Here is a 19,750-nt window from a genome sequence, read left to right on the forward strand (position 1 = left end):
TGCGCGATGCGCGTTCGAGGCTGTCGGTGGAGCTCAAATCTCGACCAGATGATCGTCGAGTTCGTTGGTGTCGCCCGACGTCACCGGGAAGTGCTCGGCGAGCACCGCTCCAACCGATTGGATCGCCTTGACGAAGCCGTCGGCAAGCCGGTCGTCGCCGGCATGTGCGGTAAGCTCGCGCACCACATCGTCCCAGACATGCTGGCCGACCTTGGCGTCGATGCCTGAATCGGCGACCACCTCGGCGTAGCGCTCGGTGACCGACACGAACACCAGCGCTCCGGTACGCGCGGTGGTGCGGTGGACGTTGCGGGCCAGGAACTGCTTCAGTGCGTTGTCATGCGCGGTCTGATAGCGCAGCCGTCTCGGCACCATATGGATGCGCAGCCCCGGAAAGGCCCATAACAGCAAAAGAAAGCAGGCCAGCGCCAGAAGCTGGGCAATGACGAAGTGCGGCAGACGGATGGTTAGCCACCAGGCCTCGAGCCCATAGGCGACGGCGAGGCTGACCAGCAGCGTGGCGAGAGCCGCCACGAAGGCAGCCGGAAAGAAGTAGTTGCCGCTGGCATGCGCCACCACGCAGTAGATTTCGCCGTCGGTCCTTGATTCGGCGGCGCGGATCGCCCCGGCGATGCGCTCATGGTCCTGCGGGCTGATCGGTCGTATCGCCATGATCCCTCTCACCAGCTTCCCGAAGAGCCGCCGCCGCCGGAAGAGCCCCCACCGCCGGAGAAACCACCGCCGCTACCGCCCGAGGACCAGCCGCCGCCGCCCGACCAGCCGCCGCCACCTGACGACCAGCCGCCACCTGACGACCAGCCGCCACCCGACGATCGCCGGCTCGGCTCGAACGTCATGCCGAGCCAGCGGTAACGGCCGGGACCGATCTTCTGGCCGAAGATCGGCGGCAACACCGAGGCCGCTATGCTGCCGAAGAAGATGAGCGCCCAGATGCCGATGAAGATGGCGAAGAACAAATCGTCGGAATTGAACGGCGCCTGCTGGTTGCGCTTGCCGCGTGCTTCCAGCTCCTCGGGATTGCCGTTGAGCACCATGATCATGTCGTCGACGGCCTTGGTGATGCCGCCGGAGAAATCGCCGGCACGGAAGGCCGGCACCATGTCGTTTTCGATGATCAGCTTGGTGTGCAGGTCGGTCAGCGTGCCTTCCAGCCCGTAGCCGACCTCGATGCGCATCTTGCGGTCGTTCGGCGCGACCAGAAGCAGCACGCCGTTGTTCTCCTTCGCCTGGCCGAGTTTCCAGAACCGGTACAGCCGGTTGGCATAGGGCTCGATCTCCTCGCCGCCGAGACTGGGAATGGTGGCGACGACGATCTGATCGGAGCCCTTCGTCTCGAAATCGGCAAGCTTCTGCGTCAGTGCCGCCCTGGTCGCCGCATCGATGATGCCTGCATTGTCGACGACACGGCCGGTCAGCGCCGGGAGCTCGGCGGCGAGGGCCGCAAATGGCACCACGAGAACGAGGAGCAGGACAGCGACGCGATACATGGCGCGTCGTCCCTCATTGGCGAGCAGGATCACCACGTCGGAATCCGGCAATCATCCGCCCTGTTTCGTGCCGAAATCGACCTTCGGCGTCTGCAATTTGTCCTCCTCGACCGTGAAATTGGCGAAGGGCTCGTTGCCGCGGAACCAGAACGTCGCCCACAGCACCGAGGGGAAGGTCCGCAGCGTCAGATTGTAGTCCCTGACCGCCTGGATGTAGTCACGCCGCGCCACCGCGATGCGGTTCTCGGTACCTTCGAGCTGCGCCTGCAGCGCCAGGAAGTTCTGGTTGGCCTTCAGGTCCGGGTATGCCTCCGACACAGCAAGCAGCCGCGACAGCGCGCTGGTCAGCCCTGCCTGGGCATCCTGGAACCTCTTGAGGGCTTCGGGATCCTTCAACGTTTCTGGCGTTACCGTGACCTGCGTCGCCTTGGCGCGCGCCTCGACCACCGCGTCAAGCGTGTCCTTTTCGTGCGAGGCGTAGCCCTTGACCGTCTCGACCAGGTTGGGGATGAGGTCGGCGCGGCGTTGATACTGGTTCAGCACCTCACTCCACGCCGCCTTGGCGTTCTCCTCCGCCGTCGGGATGGTGTTGTAGCCGCAGCCGGCAAGCAGCGGCAGCATGACGGTCATCACCAGCAAGGCGGGCAGCGTGCGGAATGTCGGGAAAGCAAGGCGCTGGGCAAACATGATCGGTCCCCTCGGTAGAAGTTGCATGCGAAGCATTACCACAATCGGCGCGCAAGAAAACGACCTCGGCGCAGACGGTTACCGATGGGGTTACGGTCGGTCGCAAGGCGCTGTAATTGACGGAGCGAACGCGGTAAGGTCGCCACGAAACAGGACAGCATCATGGTGCAGCGCCAGGACAGCGACACCGAATCGCGCCGCATCCTCGAGCGCGTCGCGCGCGAAACCGATCCGGCCGCCACTTCGCTCGCGGCGCGGACCGCGAAGGCCGTTCGCGACCACGTCGCGGCGGCCGATGCCGACCGCGCGGATCCGATCGAAGTCTGGGGCACGCGCATTGGCCGGATAATTGGGCTGCTGCTGGCGCTGGGCCTGATGGTCTGGCTCGTGCTTTTCCTCACCCGGGGCAGTTAGGATTCCAATGAGCACCGAGCAAGCCGACGCGCCGCGCGCGGTCATCGTCATTTCCAGCCATGTCGCACGCGGCTCGGTCGGCAATCGCGCCGCCGTCTTTGCGCTGGAATCGCTGGGTTTCCCGGTATGGGCGGTGCCGACAATCATCCTGCCCTGGCATCCCGGCCATGGGCGCGCGACCCGCATCGTGCCGCCGCTCGATCAGTTCAAGGCATTGATGGCCGATCTGGAGCGCGCGCCGTGGCTGGGCGAGGTCGGGGCGGTGCTGTCGGGCTATCTCGGCGAGGCCGGCCAGGCCGAAGCCGTCGCCTCGCTGGTCGCCGCGGTCAAGGCGAGGACGCCCGACGCCGTCTATATCTGCGATCCGGTAATGGGCGATTCGGGCGGGCTCTATGTGCCGGAGCCGACGGCGATCGCCATGCGCGACCGGCTGATGCCGATCGCCGACATTGCTACCCCTAACCGCTATGAGCTGGAATGGATGGCCGGCGTGCCGTTGCCCGACCTGAAGTCGGTGATGGCCGCGGCGCTCCATGCGGGGCCTTCAACCATGCTGGTCACCTCGGCGCCGTCGATGATTTCAGGCGGCACCGGGAATCTTCTGCTCGACGGCAGCCAGGCGCTGCTCGCCGAGCACCGCGTCATCGACAAGCCGCCGAACGGTTTGGGCGACCTGACAGCGGCGGTCTACCTGGCGCGCATCCTCTCCGGCCAGCCGGCGATCAAGGCGCTGCAATCGACGACGGCGGCGGTCTACGAGATCCTGGCGCGCACGGCCAAACGCGGCGGCGACGAATTGCAGCTCGAAACCGATGCGCAGAGCCTGTCGCACCCGATGGCGATGGTGCAGCTTCGCCGTCTCAGGCATCCGGGGCGGGACCGCCGCGCGTGACATCGGCCGAAGTCGTTGTTGCCGGCGTCGACGGCTGCAAGGCCGGCTGGATCGTCGTTCGACGTGCACCCGGCTCATTGCCCTCCGTCGAAATTTTCGCCAGCTTCGCCATGCTGCTCGCTGCGGTTCCCGACGACGCGATCGTCGCCGTCGACATGCCGATCGGCCTGCCTGAATTTTCGAGCAAGGGCGGGCGCGGACCGGAGGCGCAGGTCAGGTCGCTGCTCGGGCCACGCCAATCCAGCGTCTTCTCGATCCCCTCTCGTGCGGCACTCTACGCCGATACCGCCGAGTTCACTTCGATCGAATCCTGGTACGCCGCGCACCGCCGGGCGAGCGACGTGGCCAGGACGACATCCGATCCGCCGCGCGGCGTTTCGATCCAGGCATTCGGCATCTTTGGCAAAATACGCGAGATCGATACGTTGCTGATCTCGCGGCCCGAACTGCGTGACCGCGTCTTCGAATCGCATCCGGAAGTGGCTTTCTGTCGGCTCAACGGCGGGCAGGCCATGCTGCTGCCGAAGAAGGTCAAGGGCAGCATCAATCCGGCCGGCATGGCGGAACGCAAGGCGCTGCTTAGCCGGCACGGCTATGCCATAGACTTCCTCGATCAGGCGCCGCCGCGCGGTGCGGCCGCTGACGATTTCCTCGATGCGGCGGCGATGATGCTGATCGCCGGCCGCATCGCCGCCTGCACGGCACGGCCGTTTCCCGACCCGCCACTTACCGACGGCTTTGGCATACCGGTCGCCATCTGGGCGTGACAACATTGCCCAGCTTTGCGCCTGACGCAGGGCATTTCTCACCAACCCCACAATTCTGCATTGCTCGCGACGGGCTTTTACCGCTAGAGCGTTTTCTCGACCGCAACGAGCTGCCGCCTCCAACCCGGAAAGCCGCCCATGCCTCACCTTCCCGACCACCTTCTTGCCGGCTACCGCAATTTCATGAACGGTCGCTATCTCACCGAGAGCGGCCGCTATCGCGAGCTCGCCCGGGAGGGGCAAGCGCCGGAAACCATGATCGTCGCGTGCTGCGATTCCCGCTCGGCTCCCGAGGCGATCTTCGACGCAGGGCCCGGCGAACTCTTCGTGCTGCGCAATGTCGGCAATCTGGTGCCGCCTTACGAGCCGGACGGCGAGTTCCACTCGACCTCGGCCGCGCTCGAATTCGCGGTGCAGAGCCTCAAGGTCAAGAACATCGTTGTCATGGGCCATGGCCGCTGCGGCGGTATCCGTGCCGCGCTCGACGCCAATTCCGCGCCACTGTCGCCGGGCGATTTCATCGGCAAATGGATGAGCCTGATCGCGCCGGCCGCCGAGACCGTGTCGGCCAGCACCTTCATGACTGCGACGGAGCGCCAGACGGCGCTGGAGCGCATCTCGATCCGCTATTCCCTCGCCAATCTCAGGACCTTTCCCTGCGTCTCGATCCTTGAGGGCAAGGGGCGGCTGTCGCTGCACGGTGCCTGGTTCGACATTTCGACCGGCGAGCTCTGGGTGATGAACAAGGAAACCGGCGATTTCGAGCGCCCGGTGCTGGAGTGACCGAAACGGCACGCCAGGCAATGAACATCCGGCCGGTCATGTTCACCGCCGCCGCACTGCTGATGGCGATCATGGCCGCCCGTGCCGATGACGGCGCCATCATCAGCCGCTGGTATTCGGCCCTGCTGGTCGCCGACCGCACCGAACTTTCCGACCTGCTCGCCGACAATGTGCGCATCGAACTCGACGACCTCGGCATCGTGCAGGGAAAGCAGGAGTTCATCGCCTCGCTCGACGAATGGAAAGGTGCGGTTGCTGGTGCCGCGATCCGACACCGGATCGAGAAGAACGAAGGCGGCGTCACCACGGTGATCGCCTGCTACGACTTCCCCGACAACGACATGCTGATGCATGAGACCTTCGCCATAGCGGGCGACCGCATCACGGCCAGCACGCAGAAAGCGCTTGCGGAAAGCTGCGAAGCCTACTGACCGGCAGCGCTGTTGCGCGCGCCGGACGAGCGCCCTACATCGGTGATTTCAGCCCCTCCCGACCTGCCAGCCCGAAAGACAATCCATGCCCGCCACGAAAGCCGTCGACCTCGCCGCCCATCCGCTGACCACGTGGCAAGGGCCACTCGGCCTGCCCGATTTCGCCCGATTTGGCGACGACGAGTTCGCACCCGTCTTCGACGCGGCGCTGAAGGCGCATGAGGCCGAGATCGAGGCCATCGCCGCGAACGAGGACAGGCCGACCATCGAGAACACGCTTCAAGCCCTGGAGCTCGCCGGCGAAGCGCTCGACCATGTCTCGTCGATCTTCTGGTGCCGCGCCGGGGCCCACACCAACGAGGATATCCAGACGCTGGAGCGCGACATCTCGCCAAGGATGTCGAGGCATTTCTCGGCGATCTCGATGAATGAAAGGCTCTTTGCCCGCATCGACGACCTTTACCGGCGGCGCGAGACGCTCAAGCTCGATGCCGAGACGCTGCGGGTGCTGGAAAAGACCTGGAAGGGTTTTGTCCGCTCGGGCGCGAAACTCGATGCGGATGGCAAGAAGCGGCTGGCAGGTATCAACGAGGAGCTGTCGTCGCTCGGCACCAGCTTCGGCCAGAACGTGCTTGCCGACGAACGCGACTGGGCGCTGTTCCTCGACGAGGCCGACCTGGCCGGCCTGCCGGATTTCGTGAAGAGCTCGATGGCCGAAGCCGCCGAGATGCGCGGCCAGAAAGGCCGCTACGCCGTCACCTTGTCGCGCTCGATCTACGAGCCGTTCTCGACCTTCTCGGAGCGCCGCGACTTGCGAGAGATCGCCTTCCGCGCCTTCACCATGCGCGGCCAGAATGGCGGCGCGACCGACAATACGGCCGTGGTGCGCGACATGCTGAAGCTGCGCGCCGAGAAGGCGAAGCTGCTCGGCTACGGCTCCTTCGCGGCGCTGAAGCTCGACGACACCATGGCCAAGACGCCCAAGGCGGTGCACGACCTGCTCGATCCGGTCTGGGAAAAGGCGTTGGAAAAGGCCGCCGCCGACCAGAAGGAGCTGGAACGGCTGGCGGCGGAAGCCGGCAGCAACGAAAAATTCGCAGCCTGGGACTGGCGGTTCTACCAAGAGAAGCTGCGCGCGGAGAAATTCGCCTTCGACGAGGCGGAATTGAAGCCCTATCTCCAGCTCGACCGGATCATCGACGCCTGCTTCGACGTCGCGACAAGACTGTTCGGCACCACCTTCGAAGAGAAGAGGGGCATTGCCGCCTGGCACCCGGACGCACGCGTGTTCGTGGTGAAGAATGCCGATGGCAGCGAGCGCGGCCTGTTCCTGGCCGACTATTTCGCGCGGCCGTCGAAACGCTCCGGGGCCTGGATGAGCGCACTGAAATCAGGCTACCGCCTGGGCCCCGGCGCGAGCCCGATCATCTACAACATCATGAATTTCGCCAAGCCGCCCGTGGGCGAGCCGGCGCTGCTGTCGGTGGACGAGGCGAAGACCTTGTTCCATGAATTCGGCCATGCCCTGCACGGCATGCTGACCGACGTCACCTGGCCTTCGGTGTCGGGCACTTCCGTCAGCCGCGATTTCGTCGAACTGCCCTCGCAGCTCTACGAACACTGGCTGACCGTGCCGGCGGTGCTGGAAAAGCACGCTTTGCATGTCAAGACCGGCAAGCCGATGCCGAAGGCTCTGCTCGACAAGATGCTGGCGGCACGCACTTTCGGGGCTGGCTTTGCCACGGTGGAATTCACCGCCTCGGCGCTGATCGACATGGCCTTCCATGCAAGGCCCGACGCGCCTGAGGAGCCACTTCGTTTCGAGGCCGAAACGCTCGAAAAACTCGACATGCCCGACACCATCGCGATGCGCCACCGCATGCCGCATTTCGGCCATGTCTTTGCCGGCGAGGGCTATTCGGCCGGCTACTATTCCTACATGTGGTCGGAAGTACTCGACGCCGACGCCTTCGCCGCTTTCGAGGAGACGGGCGACCCCTTCAATCCCGCGCTGGCCGAGCGGCTGAGAAAGAACATCTATGCCGCCGGCGGCTCGAAGGATCCGGAAGAACTCTACACCGCGTTTCGCGGCAAGATGCCGTCGCCGGAAGCCATGATGGTGAAGCGGGGGCTGGTGTAGGGCGAGCCTTCCCTTCTCCCCTTGTTGTGGGAGAAGGTGGATCGGCGCGCAGCGCCGAGACGGTTGAGGGGTGTTCCAGCGGAGTGAGGCGTGGGTGTTCCCTGGAACGCCCCTCATCCGTCGCCTTCGGCGACACCTTCTCCCACAAGGGAAGAAGGGGGAGCCTTGTCCTTCCACGGATCCGCCACCCTTGGCCAGATCGCCCGCTTCAGTTTCCTGTAATCCGTCACCGCCGGATTGCTGGGATACGCGCTCGGCGCCGAGAGATAGATGATCTCGGCGGCGATCGGTTCGAAGCCGGCGTAGAAATGGTTGGTCGATTTGATCAGCAGCATGTCCTTGGCCAGCGGATCGACGCCGATGTTGGAAAAAATGTCCGGCTCGAAGGTCTGCGTGCGGTTGGTGTTGAGGATGATGTCGACCTCGGTGCCCTCGATGCGGATCAACGCGGCGGGCCCGAGCGTCACCCGGCTCGGCCCGAAGCTCTGCCAACCTTCGGCGAGAACTTTCAGCACCATGACGCGGGCGTCGATCGGCTCGCCGGCCTGGGGACCGGCCTTGCCGCCGAAACGCAGGTCGATGACGGCGCCCTCGCCCGCGGCCCGGCAGAAGGTCACGGCGACCGGATCCCAGATCGTCGCCACGCCGACATTGTCGATGCCGCGGGCCAAAAGCTCCCGCAGCACGATGGTGCCGTCACCCGGCACGCCGCCGCCCGGATTGTCCCAGATGTCGGCGATGACCACCGGCCTGCCGCGCTTTTCAGCGTGCACCGCCAGCGCCCGATCGATGCCATCGCCGGCGCTCAGCATCGTCATCGCCGTCTTTTGGCGCATCGCGTAGAGCTCGCGTCCCAGCGTTTCGGCCAGCGCGTCGCCCTTGGCCTTGTCATTGTCGGTGACGACGAGGATACGCGTGCCCATTTCGGGCACATCCGCCGCCATGAAGCCATGGATGACCGAAACCGACAGCACGCCGTCCCTGCCGTGCAGCGCCTTGATACGGTCGACGAAGGAGCGCATCGGTTCGCGGCTGGTCGGCAGCACCTGGATCATGCGGCAGTCGAAGGTCGAGATGACGGGCTTGATCTCGCCACGCGCCGCGGCGAGGCCAAGCTCGACGACATGTTCGCCGCGTTCGTAGAAATCGGTGTGCGGGAATTCTAGGAAATAAGCCATGACGTCGCACGCTGCCACGCGCTTCGGCGTCAGGTGGCTGTGCGGGTCGAACTCGCAGGCGATCACCACCTTCGGGCCGACGATCCCGCGCACGCGTTCGAGAAGGTCGCCTTCGCAATCGTCATAGCCCTGCGCCACCATTGCGCCGTGCAGTCCGAGGATAACCGCTTCGACCGGCAGTGCCGCCGTGAGCTGGGCGAGGATCTCGTCGCGCAGCTCCTCGTATGTCTGCCGCTGCACCAGGCCGCCGGGTTCGGCCCAGGTGGCGGTGCCCTCGATGACGTCGAGCCCCTCGCCGGCCGCGCGCCGGCGCAGGGCGACGATCGGCGAGGAGCACAGCGTCGGCGTCTCCGGATGCTTGCCCGGCCCGGCATAGAAGGCCATCTCGAACGATGCCCTGTCGGTCGGCACCGGCGAAAAGGTGTTGGTTTCCGTCGCCAGCGAGGCGGTGAAGATGCGCATGAAAGCTCCGTGGACAGGTTACTCTTCGTTCTCGCAATTCCGGACGGAAAACCGCCACACACTTTTTCAATGGAATTGCTATTTGACGGCCCCGAGCGCCAGCCCCCGCACGAGGTAGCGCTGCAGCCAGATGAACAGGATCGCCACTGGCAACGTCGCCAGCAGCGTGGCGGCCATGACGTGATGCCATTCGATGGTGTAGCGCCCGGCGACCAGCGAGAACACCTGGATCGGCAGCGTATAGCTCTCCTGGCTGCGCAGCATGGTGAGCGCCACGACGAATTCGTTCCAGGCGTTGATGAAGGTGAAGATGGCGGTGACGGCAATGGCCGGCAGGCAGAGCGGCAGAAACACTTTGCGCAGCGTCAGCCAGCGGCCGGCGCCTTCCATCCAGGCCGCCTCCTCGAGATCGCGCGGGATGGTGTCGAAATAGCTCTGCAGCATCCACACGGTGAAGGCGACGTTGAAGGCCATGTAGATGAAGCCGAGCGCGGTCGTCGATTCGACCAGCCCCCAGGCGGCCATCAACCGGAACAGGCCGAGCACCAGCACGATCGGCGAGATCATCTGCGAGATCAGCAGGAACTGGCGGAAGGCGCTGTAGCCGGCAAAACGAAAGCGCGACATGGCATAGGCCGCCGGCACGGAGATCAGGATAGCCCCGACGGTGGCGATCACCGAGACATAGAGCGAATTGGCGAGCGCCCGGCCGAAGCCGGTCGCCACCCACATGTCGGCAAAATTCGACCAGCGGAATTCGCTCGGCCACCATGTCGGCGACAGCACCTCCTGCCGCGGCTTGACCGCGGTCAGGAACATCACCGCGAAGGGAAAGATCGTCACCACGATCAAAGGCGCCAGCAGCAGCCAGGCGATGACGGTACGCTTCAGCTTGCTCCTCATGCGCGCTGCTCCCGCATGGCGAGGCGCACATAGATCATGGTGAAGACCAGCAATATGGCGAACATCACCAGCGACACGGCGGAAGCCTCCCCCAGTTTGCCGATGCGGAAGGCGAGCTTGTAGAGGTGGGTGACCAGGATGTCGGTCGAATTGGCCGGCCCGCCCTGCGTCATTACCCAGATGATCGGGAAGGAATTGAAGACATAGATGGTGTTGAGCACGATGGCGATGTTGATGAACGGCTTCAGGAGCGGAAAGGTGATTTCGCGGAACTGCTGTGCCGGCGTCGCTCCTTCGAGCGCGGCGGCCTCGTAGAGATCGTCCGGAATCGAAGACAGGCCGCCGAGGAAGATCGTCGTGGTGAACGGCACCGTCACCAATATGCCGATCAGCACCTGCATCGGGAACGCCGTCTCGGCGCTGGCCAGCCATTGGACATTGTGATCGATCAGGCCGAGGCCGAGCAGCGCCGAATTCAGCATGCCGCTTTCGCCGCTCAGCGCCCAGCGCCAGACCACCGCCGTCATGGTCAGCGACACCGCCCAGGGCAGCATGATGATGACGCGGGCAAGGCCGCGGCCGTAAAAATCGGTGTTGAGGATGATCGCGACCGGGATCGACAGAAGCAGCGCGCCGCCAACCACCAGCACGGTCCATATCCCCGTGCGCCACAGTGCCGCGACGAAATCGGGATCGGTGGTGAGGGCGGCGAAATTGGCAAGGCCGCTGAATTCGCGCAGCTGGCCGAAGCGGTTGACGTCATGCGTGGCGATCTGGATCAGGTCCCAGACCGGCCAGAAGATCACGATTGCCGCCAGGAACAGGCTGGGCAAGGTCAGCAGATAGGGCAAGAAGCGATTTTGCATCGGCTGGCCTGCAACCTCGGCGCACGGGATCGGAAGGTTCTGCTTATGCGGATTTCGGATCGGGAGACCAAAGATGTGGCGCGCCCCGCCTGAGTGGGGCGCGCCACGGGCGCAGGGAGATACGCCCTATTTCTTCAGCACGGCGTTGGCCTTCGCCGCCGCATCCTTCAAACCCGCCTCCGGGTCGCCGCCGAGGTATATCTTCTGGATCGCATCCGACGTGATCTGGGCGATCTCCTCCCAGCCCGGAATGACCGGCGCGAAGCGCGCATCGGGCAACAGCGCGGTGAAGGCGGCGAGGTCGGCATTGTTGACGTAATAGTCCATCTTGGCCTCTTCCTTGTTCACCGGCAGGAAGCCTTCGCCTTGCGTGAACTTGGCGCGCTGTTCCGTGGTGAACAGGAAGTCGAGCAGTTTCCAGGCCTCGTCCTTGTTCTTGGAGTTCTTGAACATGATGATGGAATCGGTGACGCCATAGGTGCCGCGCGCGCCGGTCGGGCCGGCGGGTATAGCCGCCACGCCGTATTTCAGGCTCGGCGCCTCTTCCTTGATCTGGTTGGACAGGAAGGGTGCGGTGATCATCATGCCGACCTTGCCCTGCTTGAACAGGTTCTGAACGTCCTCACGGTTGTTGGAGGTGACGCCGGGCTCCGTCAGGCCCTCGTCGATCATCGACTTGTAGAGCTTGGCGGCTTCGAGCGCGCCAGGCGTGCTCAAGCCCGATGTGCCGTCCTTGTTGAGGATCTCGGTGCCGTATGACCACATCGCATAGTAATAGTAGACGTCGGTCTCGATCTCCTTGCCCTGCAGGCCGAAGCCGAATGTGCCGGACCCCAGCGCCTTGATCTTGCGGGCGTCCTCCTGCAGCTCGGTCCAATTGGCCGGAGGCTTGGCGATGCCTGCTTTCTCGAACAGCTCCTTGTTGTAATACATGGCGCGCGCCGAAGCGGCGATCGGCAGGCCGTAGGTCTTGCCGTCCATGATCGAAGGCGACAGGAACGTGTCGATGAAACGGCCCTTGAAGTCTGGCGTGATGTAGCTGTCGAGCGGCTCGGCGACGTCCTGCTGCACGAAGTCGATCAGCCAGCGCGTGCCGATGATCGAGAGATCCGCATTGGTGCCGGCGGTGATGTCGGTGGTCAGCTTCTGCAAGAGCACATCCCACGGCACCACTTCGAACTTGACCGTGATGCCGGGGTTCTTTGCCTCGAACTCCTTCTTGACCTCCTCGAAGTAGGGGCCGGTCTTGGCGCTGTATTCGGCGACGGTGACGCGCACCTCGCCGGCTTGCGCCTGTGCCGCGAAGGCCAGCATGCTCATTCCGGCCATCAAGCCGACAGTCCATTTCGCAATGCTCATCCGATCTCTCCCATTTTGTTCCGCGCTTTTGCGCTCCTCACGCCGATGTTGGCGCAGGATTATGTGACTTTCCTACATTATCGAGGATCTGGCCGCACGCAAGCAGATTATCGTGTTGCTTAATTACATTCCATTCACTAGCCTGCCGACATCTGCCTAGAGCAGTTCACCGTTTCAAGGAAACGGAGAACCACTCTAACTCTTTGTTTTGACGCAATTCCGGACGGAAAACCGTATACACTTTCCTGGAATTGCTCGAACTGCCGGAGGAGCAAGCGCCGTGGTTTCGAAAGCCGAGTTCGAAGGCCGCACTGTCGTTGTCACGGGCGCCGGCGGTGGCCTCGGCTCGGCGATCGTCGCGTTGCTGGCCGGAAGAGGCGCGCGGGTGATCGGCTGCGATCAATCGGAGGAGGCGCTGGCAAGCCCGCACCTCGCCTCGCGTCATGTCTTCAACCTTCTCGACCGGGTTTCAGTCGAGGCAGCCATCGCGGCCGTGCTCGACAAGGACGGCGTGCCCGACATCCTGATCAACAATGCCGGCTGGACGCGCGCGGAGACGCTCGGCGCATTGACGACCGACAGGATAGGGCAAGAAGTCGATCTCAACCTGACCGGCGTGATGACTTTTGCCGACCCGCTGGTCAAGGCGATGGCGGCGCGCGGTTCGGGCAGCGTCGTCTTCATTTCTTCCGTCAACGCCATCGCCCATTTCGGCAACCCCGCCTATGCCGCCGCCAAAGCCGGTATCAACGCCTATGCCAAGGCGATCGCCGTCGAGCTCGGCCGCAGCGGCGTTCGCGCCAATGTCGTCTGTCCGGGATCGATCCGTACCGCCGCCTGGGACCATCGCCTGGCCAAGAACCCGGATATTCTCGGCAAGCTCCAGCGGCTCTATCCGCTCGGCCGCATCGTCAATGCCTCGGAGGTGGCGGAAGCCGTGGCGTTTCTTGCCTCCGACCGGGCGTCCGGCGTAACGGGCGTGGTGATGCCGGTGGATGCCGGCCTGACCGCCGGCTGCCTGCCGTTCATCGACGACATATTGGGAGCGTGACCATGACCGACGTCCAGTTCCGCGACCTTTCGAAATCCTTCGGCCAGCACAGCATCCTCGAGAACATCGACCTCGACATCGAGAGCGGCGAATTCGTCGTGCTGGTCGGCCCGTCCGGGTGCGGCAAGTCGACCTTGCTGCGCATGCTGGCTGGACTGGAAACGATAAGCTCGGGCGATCTCGTCATTGGCGGCGTGCGCGCCAACGACCTGCCGCCGCAGCAGCGCAACATCGCCATGGTCTTCCAGTCGTATGCGCTGTTTCCGCATCTCAAGGCCTCCGACAATATCGGCTTCGGACCGAAAATCCGCGGCGAGAGCCGCGCCGCGGTCGAGGACAAGGTCAAGAAGGCATCCGGCGTCCTCAACCTGTTCTCCTATCTCGACCGTTACCCCCGGCAATTGTCGGGCGGTCAGCGCCAGCGCGTCGCCATGGGCCGCGCCATCGTGCGCGAACCCTCGGTCTTCCTGTTCGACGAACCGCTATCCAACCTCGACGCGCAATTGCGGGTGCAGATGCGCACCGAGATCAAGGCGCTGCACCAGAGACTGAGATCGACGGTCGTCTATGTCACCCACGATCAGATCGAGGCCATGACAATGGCCGACCGCATCGTGGTGATGGATCGCGGCCGGATCCAGCAGGTCGGGCCGCCACTGGAGCTCTATGACCGGCCGGCCAACAAGTTCGTTGCCGGCTTTCTCGGCTCGCCCTCGATGAGTTTCGTTTCCGGGTCCCTCAAGACGACGGCCACGAACAGCTGGTTCGAATCGACCGGCGGCGGAAAGCTTGCGCTTGCCGGCAAAGAGGTGCGGACAGGCGGCGCGGTGGAGGCCGGCATCCGGCCCGAACATTTTGTCATCGGCGAAGCTGCCGACGCCATGACCATCAAGGTGGACGTCGTCGAGCCGACGGGCTCCGAAACGCATGTCTACGGCGCTATCGGCAACGATACGGTGCGCGTCGTCTTCCGAGACCGGATGCAGGTGAAGCCCGGCGACCGCCTGCCGGTCTCGGTCGAGCCGCGCAACGTCCATCTTTTCGACAAGGCGACGGGCCTGCCTCTATGAAAGCACAAGCGTGAAGACACCGGCATGAAGACACCGGCCGACATCATCACCCGGTTGCAGCTGATGTCGCAGGACGGCACCAAGTCGGATCGCCGGCTGGCGGGCCTGGTCCTGTCCGATCTCGATTTCGCCTCCAAGGCGGCGATCTCGGAGATCGCCGCGCGCGTCGGCGTCAGCGAGCCGACGGTGACCCGCTTCTGCCGCAATCTCGGCTGCGAAGGCCTGCGCGACTTCAAGTTCTATCTGGCGCAGGCGATCGCCATTGGCGGCCAGTATCTGTCGCCCGAGCCGCTGAGCCGCGACGCCCGCGAGCAGCGCATCGCATCGGCCATCACCGAGGCGGCGATATCGGCCATCCAGCGCGCCAGCGAAAACCTCGACATGACGACGCTGGTCGATGTCGCCGCGCGCATTGCCACGTCAGGCAACGTGCTGTGTGTCGGCTCCGGCGGCATTTCCTCGATGATGGCGACCGAGATGCAGAACCGGCTGTTCAGGCTGGGCCTGCCGGTGCTGGCGCAGATCGACGGGCAATTGCAGCGCATGTACGCCGCCGTGGCCACGCCCGACACCACGCTGGTCGCCTTCTCGGTTTCCGGCTATGCACGGTCGGTCATCGAGGCGGTGCAGGTCGCGCAGCAATATGGCGCCACAACGGTCGCCGTCACCGCGCCGGACTCGGCATTGGCCAGGGCCGCCGACACCGTCATCCATTTGCAGCCGCTCGAGGACGGCAACATCTACAAGCCGACATCGTCGCGCTATGCGCTGCTGGCGATCGTCGACATGATCGTCACGTCGGTGGCCGAGACGCGCGGCCCGAAGGTGCTGGAGAATTTGCGCCGCATCAAGCAGAGCGTGAACACGCTGAAGGTCGACGATCCGCGTTTGCCGCTGGGCGATTGAACTTCAGGCCGAAGCACTGAGCGCCTCGATGCGCTGCATCAGCACCTGGGGTTCACCCGTCACGCGCAGCGTCTTGAGCCGTGCCGTGCCGCCGACGACAACCGAAACGGCCGAGGCCGGCACTCCAAGCGTCTTGGCGGCCAGCTTCTCCAGCGCTCGATTGGCGGCGCCGTTTTCGGGCACGGCGCGGACCCGTGCCTTCAAATGGCTTCGCCCATCAGCCGATGTCTCTATGCTTTCGAACCTGTCCATGGAAGACTTCGGTGTCAGCCGGACGAACAATTCGATGCCGTTCTCGCGGATGCGGAACGGGGCACTCATGCGAGCATCGGGTTCACAGCACCAGCGGTGCCACGGTGGTGAGCAGGAACTGCCTGAGGAAGAACAGGATCAGCAGCAGGATGATCGGCGAGATGTCGATACCGCCAAGGTCCGGCATGAAACGTCGGATCGGCCTGAGCGCCGGTTCGGTCAGCCGGTAGAGCATATTGCCGATGCTGCCGACAAACTGGTTGCGCGAGTTGACGACGTTGAAGGCATAGAGCCAGGAAAAGATCGCCGAGATGATGATGACCCACCAATAGAGGTCGAGCGCCATGACGATTGTTTGAATGAGGGCGAGCATGCCGGTCTCCAATTGTTGCCGACATGTAGCCATTGCGCGCGAAACCGGCAAGGGCAGGCTTCGGCCGCCAGGATTTCGGCAAAACGTCGCCTTGACAGAAAACTGCCGTGCCCGATAAATGCGCCATCCGCTGGACGGGGCTGTAGCTCAGCTGGGAGAGCGCGTCGTTCGCAATGACGAGGTCAGGGGTTCGATCCCCCTCAGCTCCACCAGCGGGATAGTCGTTTTCTTCTCTTCGATGCATTGCAACAGCCGAACCCACGTCGGTGGCTACGGTGCGAAATGTCACGACACCGGCGCCCTTTTCCGTCCATCATGAAGGATTGCGAGAGCCTTCCGGGGCAAACGCCTGTCAATTGGACTTATGGCGGTGATCGCTATGGAATCGCGCTATTTTTTTTGGAATCCACCCCATTAGAGTGACATTACCAAATCAGTTTTTTCTGTGTGTTGTAGCAAGGCGTTTCGGTGGGGGCGGCTGACGGCGCTATACGGATTTGGAAGTCGATATGAAGAACCCGCCCGCGGAAGCAAAACGTGTCAATTCGCGAGTATCTCGCTGCAAATCTCAGACGGCTCTGTAAGGAGCATGCCTCGGTAAGCGCGGTATGCCGGGAACTGGGCATCAATCGCACGCAGTTCGAACGCTACCTTCAGGGACAGACTGTTCCGAACAAAGCGACAGCCAAGCTGATCTGCGACTATTTCCGCATCGACGAAGCCGAATTGTACCGGGAACCGGGCGCGCCGAAGCCTGCGGTTCGCGGCCTGCCACCGATTTCCGAAAGCCTGTTCAACCAAATGATCCGGCCGCCCGCCCCGTCGATCGCGGGCGGCACCTACTTCACCTATTTTTCGATCCCGGCTCGCCCCGACCTGTTGATGCGGTCGGTGACCTTCGTGCGGCGCGACGCCGAGCTGGTGACGTTCCGAAGGGTTACCGGATGGTCGGAGCGCCGGGGAACGACATGGGCGCGGGCGCGCGGCAATCATTACGGCGTGGCGATCTCGCGCCTGAACTGGATCTACTTCAGCGGCGTCAATCGCCGCCAGACCGGTGAACCATCGCTGATCTCGGTGCAGTGGGCTCCCATCTCGGAACCGGTACTGATTGGCAAGGCCATGCTTCTAACGGAAGCCGGGCCGGCCTTCGTGTCGGTCATCATGCGGCAGGACGTATCCATCGGCCCGCGGCAGGCGATCCGCATGGCGCACGTCGTCAAGCTCGACGACCCGAGCCTCGACCACCTCGTGGTCAGCCTCGCTCGGGACGGGCTGGACTGATCGCGTCAGAATCTTCCCTTTTTACGCTAAATAAGAATAACTCTATCCGGAAATAGCGTATGCCGGCAGTCATCTACTCCGTATGTGAGTAAAATCGATTTTTTGTACTTTAGGGCTAAGAAAGATAATTTAGATTAATGCAGTTTTACTACCATTTTAACAAACCATTAACTCTTTCGATCTTACCTTCCGCCCGTGGATCCCGTTTTGGGGATTTTTTCAACAGATCCCATTTGGGGTCAGGAAGGGATGAAAATGGCGAAGAAAGTGAACACTGCTCCGAAGCTGACGATTGCCGCAGGCACCCAGACCGTCTTCTTTTCGCAGGGCATGCACTACAACAAGCGCTGAGTTGCCCGAGGCGCCGGCGACGGTTGTTCGTCGGCGCCTCGCCTTCGCAATGACATTTCTGCATTCGGCTTTCGGCATCATGAAAATGCGCTCCGCAAAAACGCTTGTCTTCTACCCCGGCGCCAACAAGGTCACGGCGTGCAATTTCCTGACCAGAAGCGTCTTCGAATGCAGTTCCGAGGTGATCGGTCTTCTCGCATCCTGGGACAAATGGGCATCCGCCGCGGAGATCGCGCGGGACCACGGATGGTCGCGATCAGAGCTGGATGCCGTCATCCCCCAATTGCTCGATTTTTCCGCACTGGTGACCGCCGGGTCGCAACTGGCCGAACAGGAGAGCCAATTCTCGGGACAATGGAACTGGGGCATTCCGACCGCGCTGATGCATTTCTGCGTCCAGGACAGCGAGTTCATGACCATCGAACAGGCGGAGGCACGGCAGATCGAACGCGCCGGTCACACCGTGCAGCCCGACCTCGTGCTCAGGAATTCCGCGGCGGCCATCCGGCTGCCGGACGCGCTGGACGACAATGAACTCATTGCCCTGATGGCGCAGCGTCGCACGAACCGAACAGCGGCGGCGCCCACCATCACCGCGAAACAGCTTTCCGACTGTCTGTTCGCGGGCATGGGCATCACCGGCGAGACCAGCAACTACGTTGGCGCCCTGCCGCTGGGCATGACCCCTTCCGGCGGCGCGAGAAACCCCTACGAAGCCTATGTGGTCGCGCCGGCGGTGGAAGGGCTGGAGCCCGGCGTCTATCACTACTCGGCTGTCGGACACGATCTTGAAAGGATTTCGGCGAACCACCTGCCGAAAGTCTCCGAGCTGGTCGGCGGACAGGAATGGGCCGACCCCATGCCCTGCCTGGTCCTGCTCTGCGCAAGGCTCGACCGCACCATGTGGAAGTATGAGGACGCCAATGCCTATCGTGTCGTGCTGATCGAAGCTGGCCATATCGGCCAGAACATGATGCTTGCAGCGACCAGGCACGGCCTGTCGGCCTGCCCGACCGCGGCGCTCAGCCACTCGGCGATCAAGCGCCTGCTCGGCCTCGACCGGCTCACCGACGCGCCCATCTACGCCTTGACACTGTCTATCCCGGAAACCGATCCGCGCCCGGCAGCGGGGTCGATCAATTAGCCGATTGATTATGTTCAGAGTGCCCGGTGAGGGGGTCCCCTGAATTCCACCACATCACAGGAGCAGCACGTGGCCAACCAATCCCTACGCCAGTCCGAGATCGACAGTCTCCAATATATCGCGTCGATGGCCAATGAGCTGGTGCAGATGGCCGAAGCAAGCCGTTTCCCCATGATCTCCTATCTGCTGGGCATGGCTTATGCCGAGGCTTTCGACGTCCTTCGCGGCGCCCGGCCGGCGAGGCATCCGCAGCTCAGCGGCAATTCGATGCACCCCAGGACGCAGGCGAAAGACAATCGCGTCCAGCCGAGGAGAGCATAGCCAGATGCGGCCATCATCTCGGTGCGCAATGGCGTGCCCCGGGACGTGCGCGGTAAGGCCTGCTGCCGTCCTTGAGGAAGGCCGCCGTCGGCTTGACCGCATCGAGATGGCCTATTGGTTTGGTTGGAACACGCGGGCGCAGAGGCAACATCATCCAAGGCCGGCCGATGTCGCCGCGATCCCTGCAATGATCGCCCGCAGCCCGCCGAACCGGCCTTTATGCACCACGACCTGAGGGGAACCCACAAATGAACATGATCGCAGCCATCAAAAGCGCCGATGCCGGTGAAAGTGTCTTCAGCCGCCTCCATGCCCTGATCGCCAGCCGGCCGGCATCGCCGGATGCGGCGCGCCTTCAAGCGCGCCAACTGGTTTCCACGGCGATAGCCGACACCTGGCACGCCGACAGTCTCTGGGGCGCGGTGGATGCCTTCCATGCCCATTTCGACTTCATGATGCAGACCATCGAGATCAACGGCGCCGGCGATCCGAACCTCAGGATCCTGCGCATGAGATGCCGCTTCTACCTCGAGCAGGTCGAGGCCCTGTGTCTGTCGATGAGCTATCGGTAGGCCGACCGTTCGACCTTGCTTTGATCCGTGGACGTC

The 19,750-nt window shown here is 63.4% G+C and carries 22 protein-coding genes and 1 tRNA gene; 14 read left to right on the top strand and 9 right to left on the bottom strand.

What is annotated here, in order from left to right; all coding sequences use genetic code 11:
• Positions 1–33: 33 nt before the first annotated feature.
• From FJ949_RS02800 to FJ949_RS02810, 3 genes are read right to left on the bottom strand one after another with little or no spacing between them, the layout of a single operon-like run.
• Positions 34–672, bottom strand: a complete 639-nt coding sequence (locus tag FJ949_RS02800) for a TPM domain-containing protein (protein WP_140492470.1) — start codon at positions 670–672, stop codon at positions 34–36.
• Between the two features lie 8 nt (positions 673–680).
• Positions 681–1,508 carry a YgcG family protein gene (locus tag FJ949_RS02805; protein WP_140493476.1) on the bottom strand — a complete coding sequence of 276 codons (828 nt, stop codon included), beginning with the start codon at positions 1,506–1,508 and terminating at the stop codon, positions 681–683.
• Between the two features lie 51 nt (positions 1,509–1,559).
• The gene (locus tag FJ949_RS02810) at positions 1,560–2,195 is read right to left on the bottom strand and encodes a LemA family protein (RefSeq protein ID WP_140492473.1); all 636 of its coding nucleotides are present in this window, start codon (positions 2,193–2,195) and stop codon (positions 1,560–1,562) included.
• Positions 2,196–2,357: 162 nt separating this feature from the next.
• Here FJ949_RS02810 and FJ949_RS02815 point away from each other — a divergent pair, with 162 nt between their 5' ends.
• The 6 genes from FJ949_RS02815 to FJ949_RS02840 all read left to right on the top strand — a co-directional run bounded on the left by FJ949_RS02815 (position 2,358) and on the right by FJ949_RS02840 (position 7,622).
• Positions 2,358–2,609, top strand: a complete 252-nt coding sequence (locus tag FJ949_RS02815) for a hypothetical protein (RefSeq protein WP_140492477.1) — start codon at positions 2,358–2,360, stop codon at positions 2,607–2,609.
• A 7-nt stretch (positions 2,610–2,616) separates the two neighbouring features.
• Positions 2,617–3,501 carry a pyridoxal kinase PdxY gene (gene pdxY, locus FJ949_RS02820; RefSeq protein ID WP_140492480.1) on the top strand — a complete coding sequence of 295 codons (885 nt, stop codon included), beginning with the start codon at positions 2,617–2,619 and terminating at the stop codon, positions 3,499–3,501.
• Positions 3,498–4,268, top strand: a complete 771-nt coding sequence (locus FJ949_RS02825; RefSeq protein ID WP_140492482.1) for a DUF429 domain-containing protein — start codon at positions 3,498–3,500, stop codon at positions 4,266–4,268. Before pdxY ends, FJ949_RS02825 begins: the two co-directional genes overlap by 4 nt.
• A 138-nt stretch (positions 4,269–4,406) precedes the next feature.
• Positions 4,407–5,051 (top strand): carbonic anhydrase, encoded by a 645-nt coding sequence (locus tag FJ949_RS02830; protein WP_140492485.1) that lies wholly within the window; start codon positions 4,407–4,409, stop codon positions 5,049–5,051.
• A 20-nt stretch (positions 5,052–5,071) separates the two neighbouring features.
• Positions 5,072–5,482 (top strand): nuclear transport factor 2 family protein, encoded by a 411-nt coding sequence (locus tag FJ949_RS02835; protein ID WP_181168552.1) that lies wholly within the window; start codon positions 5,072–5,074, stop codon positions 5,480–5,482.
• A gap of 85 nt (positions 5,483–5,567) precedes the next feature.
• The gene (locus FJ949_RS02840; RefSeq protein WP_140492491.1) at positions 5,568–7,622 is read left to right on the top strand and encodes a M3 family metallopeptidase; all 2,055 of its coding nucleotides are present in this window, start codon (positions 5,568–5,570) and stop codon (positions 7,620–7,622) included.
• 113 nt (positions 7,623–7,735) lie between these two features.
• Here FJ949_RS02840 and FJ949_RS02845 read toward each other — a convergent pair whose 3' ends face one another.
• The 4 genes from FJ949_RS02845 to FJ949_RS02860 all read right to left on the bottom strand — a co-directional run bounded on the left by FJ949_RS02845 (position 7,736) and on the right by FJ949_RS02860 (position 12,390).
• A complete protein-coding gene (locus tag FJ949_RS02845; RefSeq protein WP_140492494.1) occupies positions 7,736–9,262 on the bottom strand; it encodes a M81 family metallopeptidase in 1,527 nt (508 codons plus the stop codon).
• Positions 9,263–9,340: 78 nt separating this feature from the next.
• Positions 9,341–10,165, bottom strand: coding sequence for a carbohydrate ABC transporter permease (locus tag FJ949_RS02850; protein WP_140492497.1), 825 nt, complete (start codon positions 10,163–10,165; stop codon positions 9,341–9,343).
• The gene (locus tag FJ949_RS02855; protein ID WP_140492500.1) at positions 10,162–11,031 is read right to left on the bottom strand and encodes a sugar ABC transporter permease; all 870 of its coding nucleotides are present in this window, start codon (positions 11,029–11,031) and stop codon (positions 10,162–10,164) included. Before FJ949_RS02855 ends, FJ949_RS02850 begins: the two co-directional genes overlap by 4 nt.
• Before the next feature lie 126 nt (positions 11,032–11,157).
• Positions 11,158–12,390: a sugar ABC transporter substrate-binding protein gene (locus FJ949_RS02860; RefSeq protein WP_140492503.1), complete on the bottom strand. Its 1,233-nt coding sequence runs from the start codon at positions 12,388–12,390 to the stop codon at positions 11,158–11,160.
• A gap of 280 nt (positions 12,391–12,670) precedes the next feature.
• Between FJ949_RS02860 and FJ949_RS02865 the strand changes: the two genes are divergently transcribed.
• From FJ949_RS02865 to FJ949_RS02875, 3 genes are read left to right on the top strand one after another with little or no spacing between them, the layout of a single operon-like run.
• On the top strand, positions 12,671–13,441 hold the full coding sequence (locus tag FJ949_RS02865) for an SDR family oxidoreductase (protein ID WP_140492506.1): 771 nt from the start codon (positions 12,671–12,673) through the stop codon (positions 13,439–13,441).
• A gap of 2 nt (positions 13,442–13,443) precedes the next feature.
• Complete coding sequence (ugpC, locus tag FJ949_RS02870; RefSeq protein WP_140492509.1) at positions 13,444–14,511, top strand: sn-glycerol-3-phosphate ABC transporter ATP-binding protein UgpC; 1,068 nt, start codon at positions 13,444–13,446, stop codon at positions 14,509–14,511.
• A gap of 24 nt (positions 14,512–14,535) precedes the next feature.
• Complete coding sequence (locus FJ949_RS02875; protein WP_140492512.1) at positions 14,536–15,417, top strand: MurR/RpiR family transcriptional regulator; 882 nt, start codon at positions 14,536–14,538, stop codon at positions 15,415–15,417.
• 3 nt (positions 15,418–15,420) lie between these two features.
• Here FJ949_RS02875 and FJ949_RS02880 read toward each other — a convergent pair whose 3' ends face one another.
• Both FJ949_RS02880 and FJ949_RS02885 read right to left on the bottom strand, forming a co-directional pair.
• Positions 15,421–15,738 (bottom strand): DUF167 family protein, encoded by a 318-nt coding sequence (locus tag FJ949_RS02880; RefSeq protein WP_140492515.1) that lies wholly within the window; start codon positions 15,736–15,738, stop codon positions 15,421–15,423.
• Positions 15,739–15,751: 13 nt separating this feature from the next.
• On the bottom strand, positions 15,752–16,042 hold the full coding sequence (locus tag FJ949_RS02885) for a YggT family protein (protein WP_140492518.1): 291 nt from the start codon (positions 16,040–16,042) through the stop codon (positions 15,752–15,754).
• A 136-nt stretch (positions 16,043–16,178) separates the two neighbouring features.
• Between FJ949_RS02885 and FJ949_RS02890 the strand changes: the two genes are divergently transcribed.
• The 5 genes from FJ949_RS02890 to FJ949_RS02915 all read left to right on the top strand — a co-directional run bounded on the left by FJ949_RS02890 (position 16,179) and on the right by FJ949_RS02915 (position 19,714).
• Positions 16,179–16,254, top strand: a tRNA-Ala gene (locus FJ949_RS02890).
• A 325-nt stretch (positions 16,255–16,579) separates the two neighbouring features.
• Positions 16,580–17,326 carry a helix-turn-helix transcriptional regulator gene (locus FJ949_RS02895; protein ID WP_140492521.1) on the top strand — a complete coding sequence of 249 codons (747 nt, stop codon included), beginning with the start codon at positions 16,580–16,582 and terminating at the stop codon, positions 17,324–17,326.
• 400 nt (positions 17,327–17,726) lie between these two features.
• The gene (locus tag FJ949_RS02905) at positions 17,727–18,821 is read left to right on the top strand and encodes a SagB/ThcOx family dehydrogenase (protein ID WP_224646549.1); all 1,095 of its coding nucleotides are present in this window, start codon (positions 17,727–17,729) and stop codon (positions 18,819–18,821) included.
• Between the two features lie 69 nt (positions 18,822–18,890).
• Complete coding sequence (locus FJ949_RS02910) at positions 18,891–19,142, top strand: hypothetical protein (protein ID WP_140492525.1); 252 nt, start codon at positions 18,891–18,893, stop codon at positions 19,140–19,142.
• Between the two features lie 248 nt (positions 19,143–19,390).
• Positions 19,391–19,714 carry a hypothetical protein gene (locus FJ949_RS02915; protein ID WP_140492528.1) on the top strand — a complete coding sequence of 108 codons (324 nt, stop codon included), beginning with the start codon at positions 19,391–19,393 and terminating at the stop codon, positions 19,712–19,714.
• Positions 19,715–19,750 lie beyond the last annotated feature (36 nt).

Source organism: Mesorhizobium sp. B2-4-1, assembly GCF_006442185.1.
Classification (GTDB): Bacteria; Pseudomonadota; Alphaproteobacteria; order Rhizobiales; family Rhizobiaceae; genus Mesorhizobium.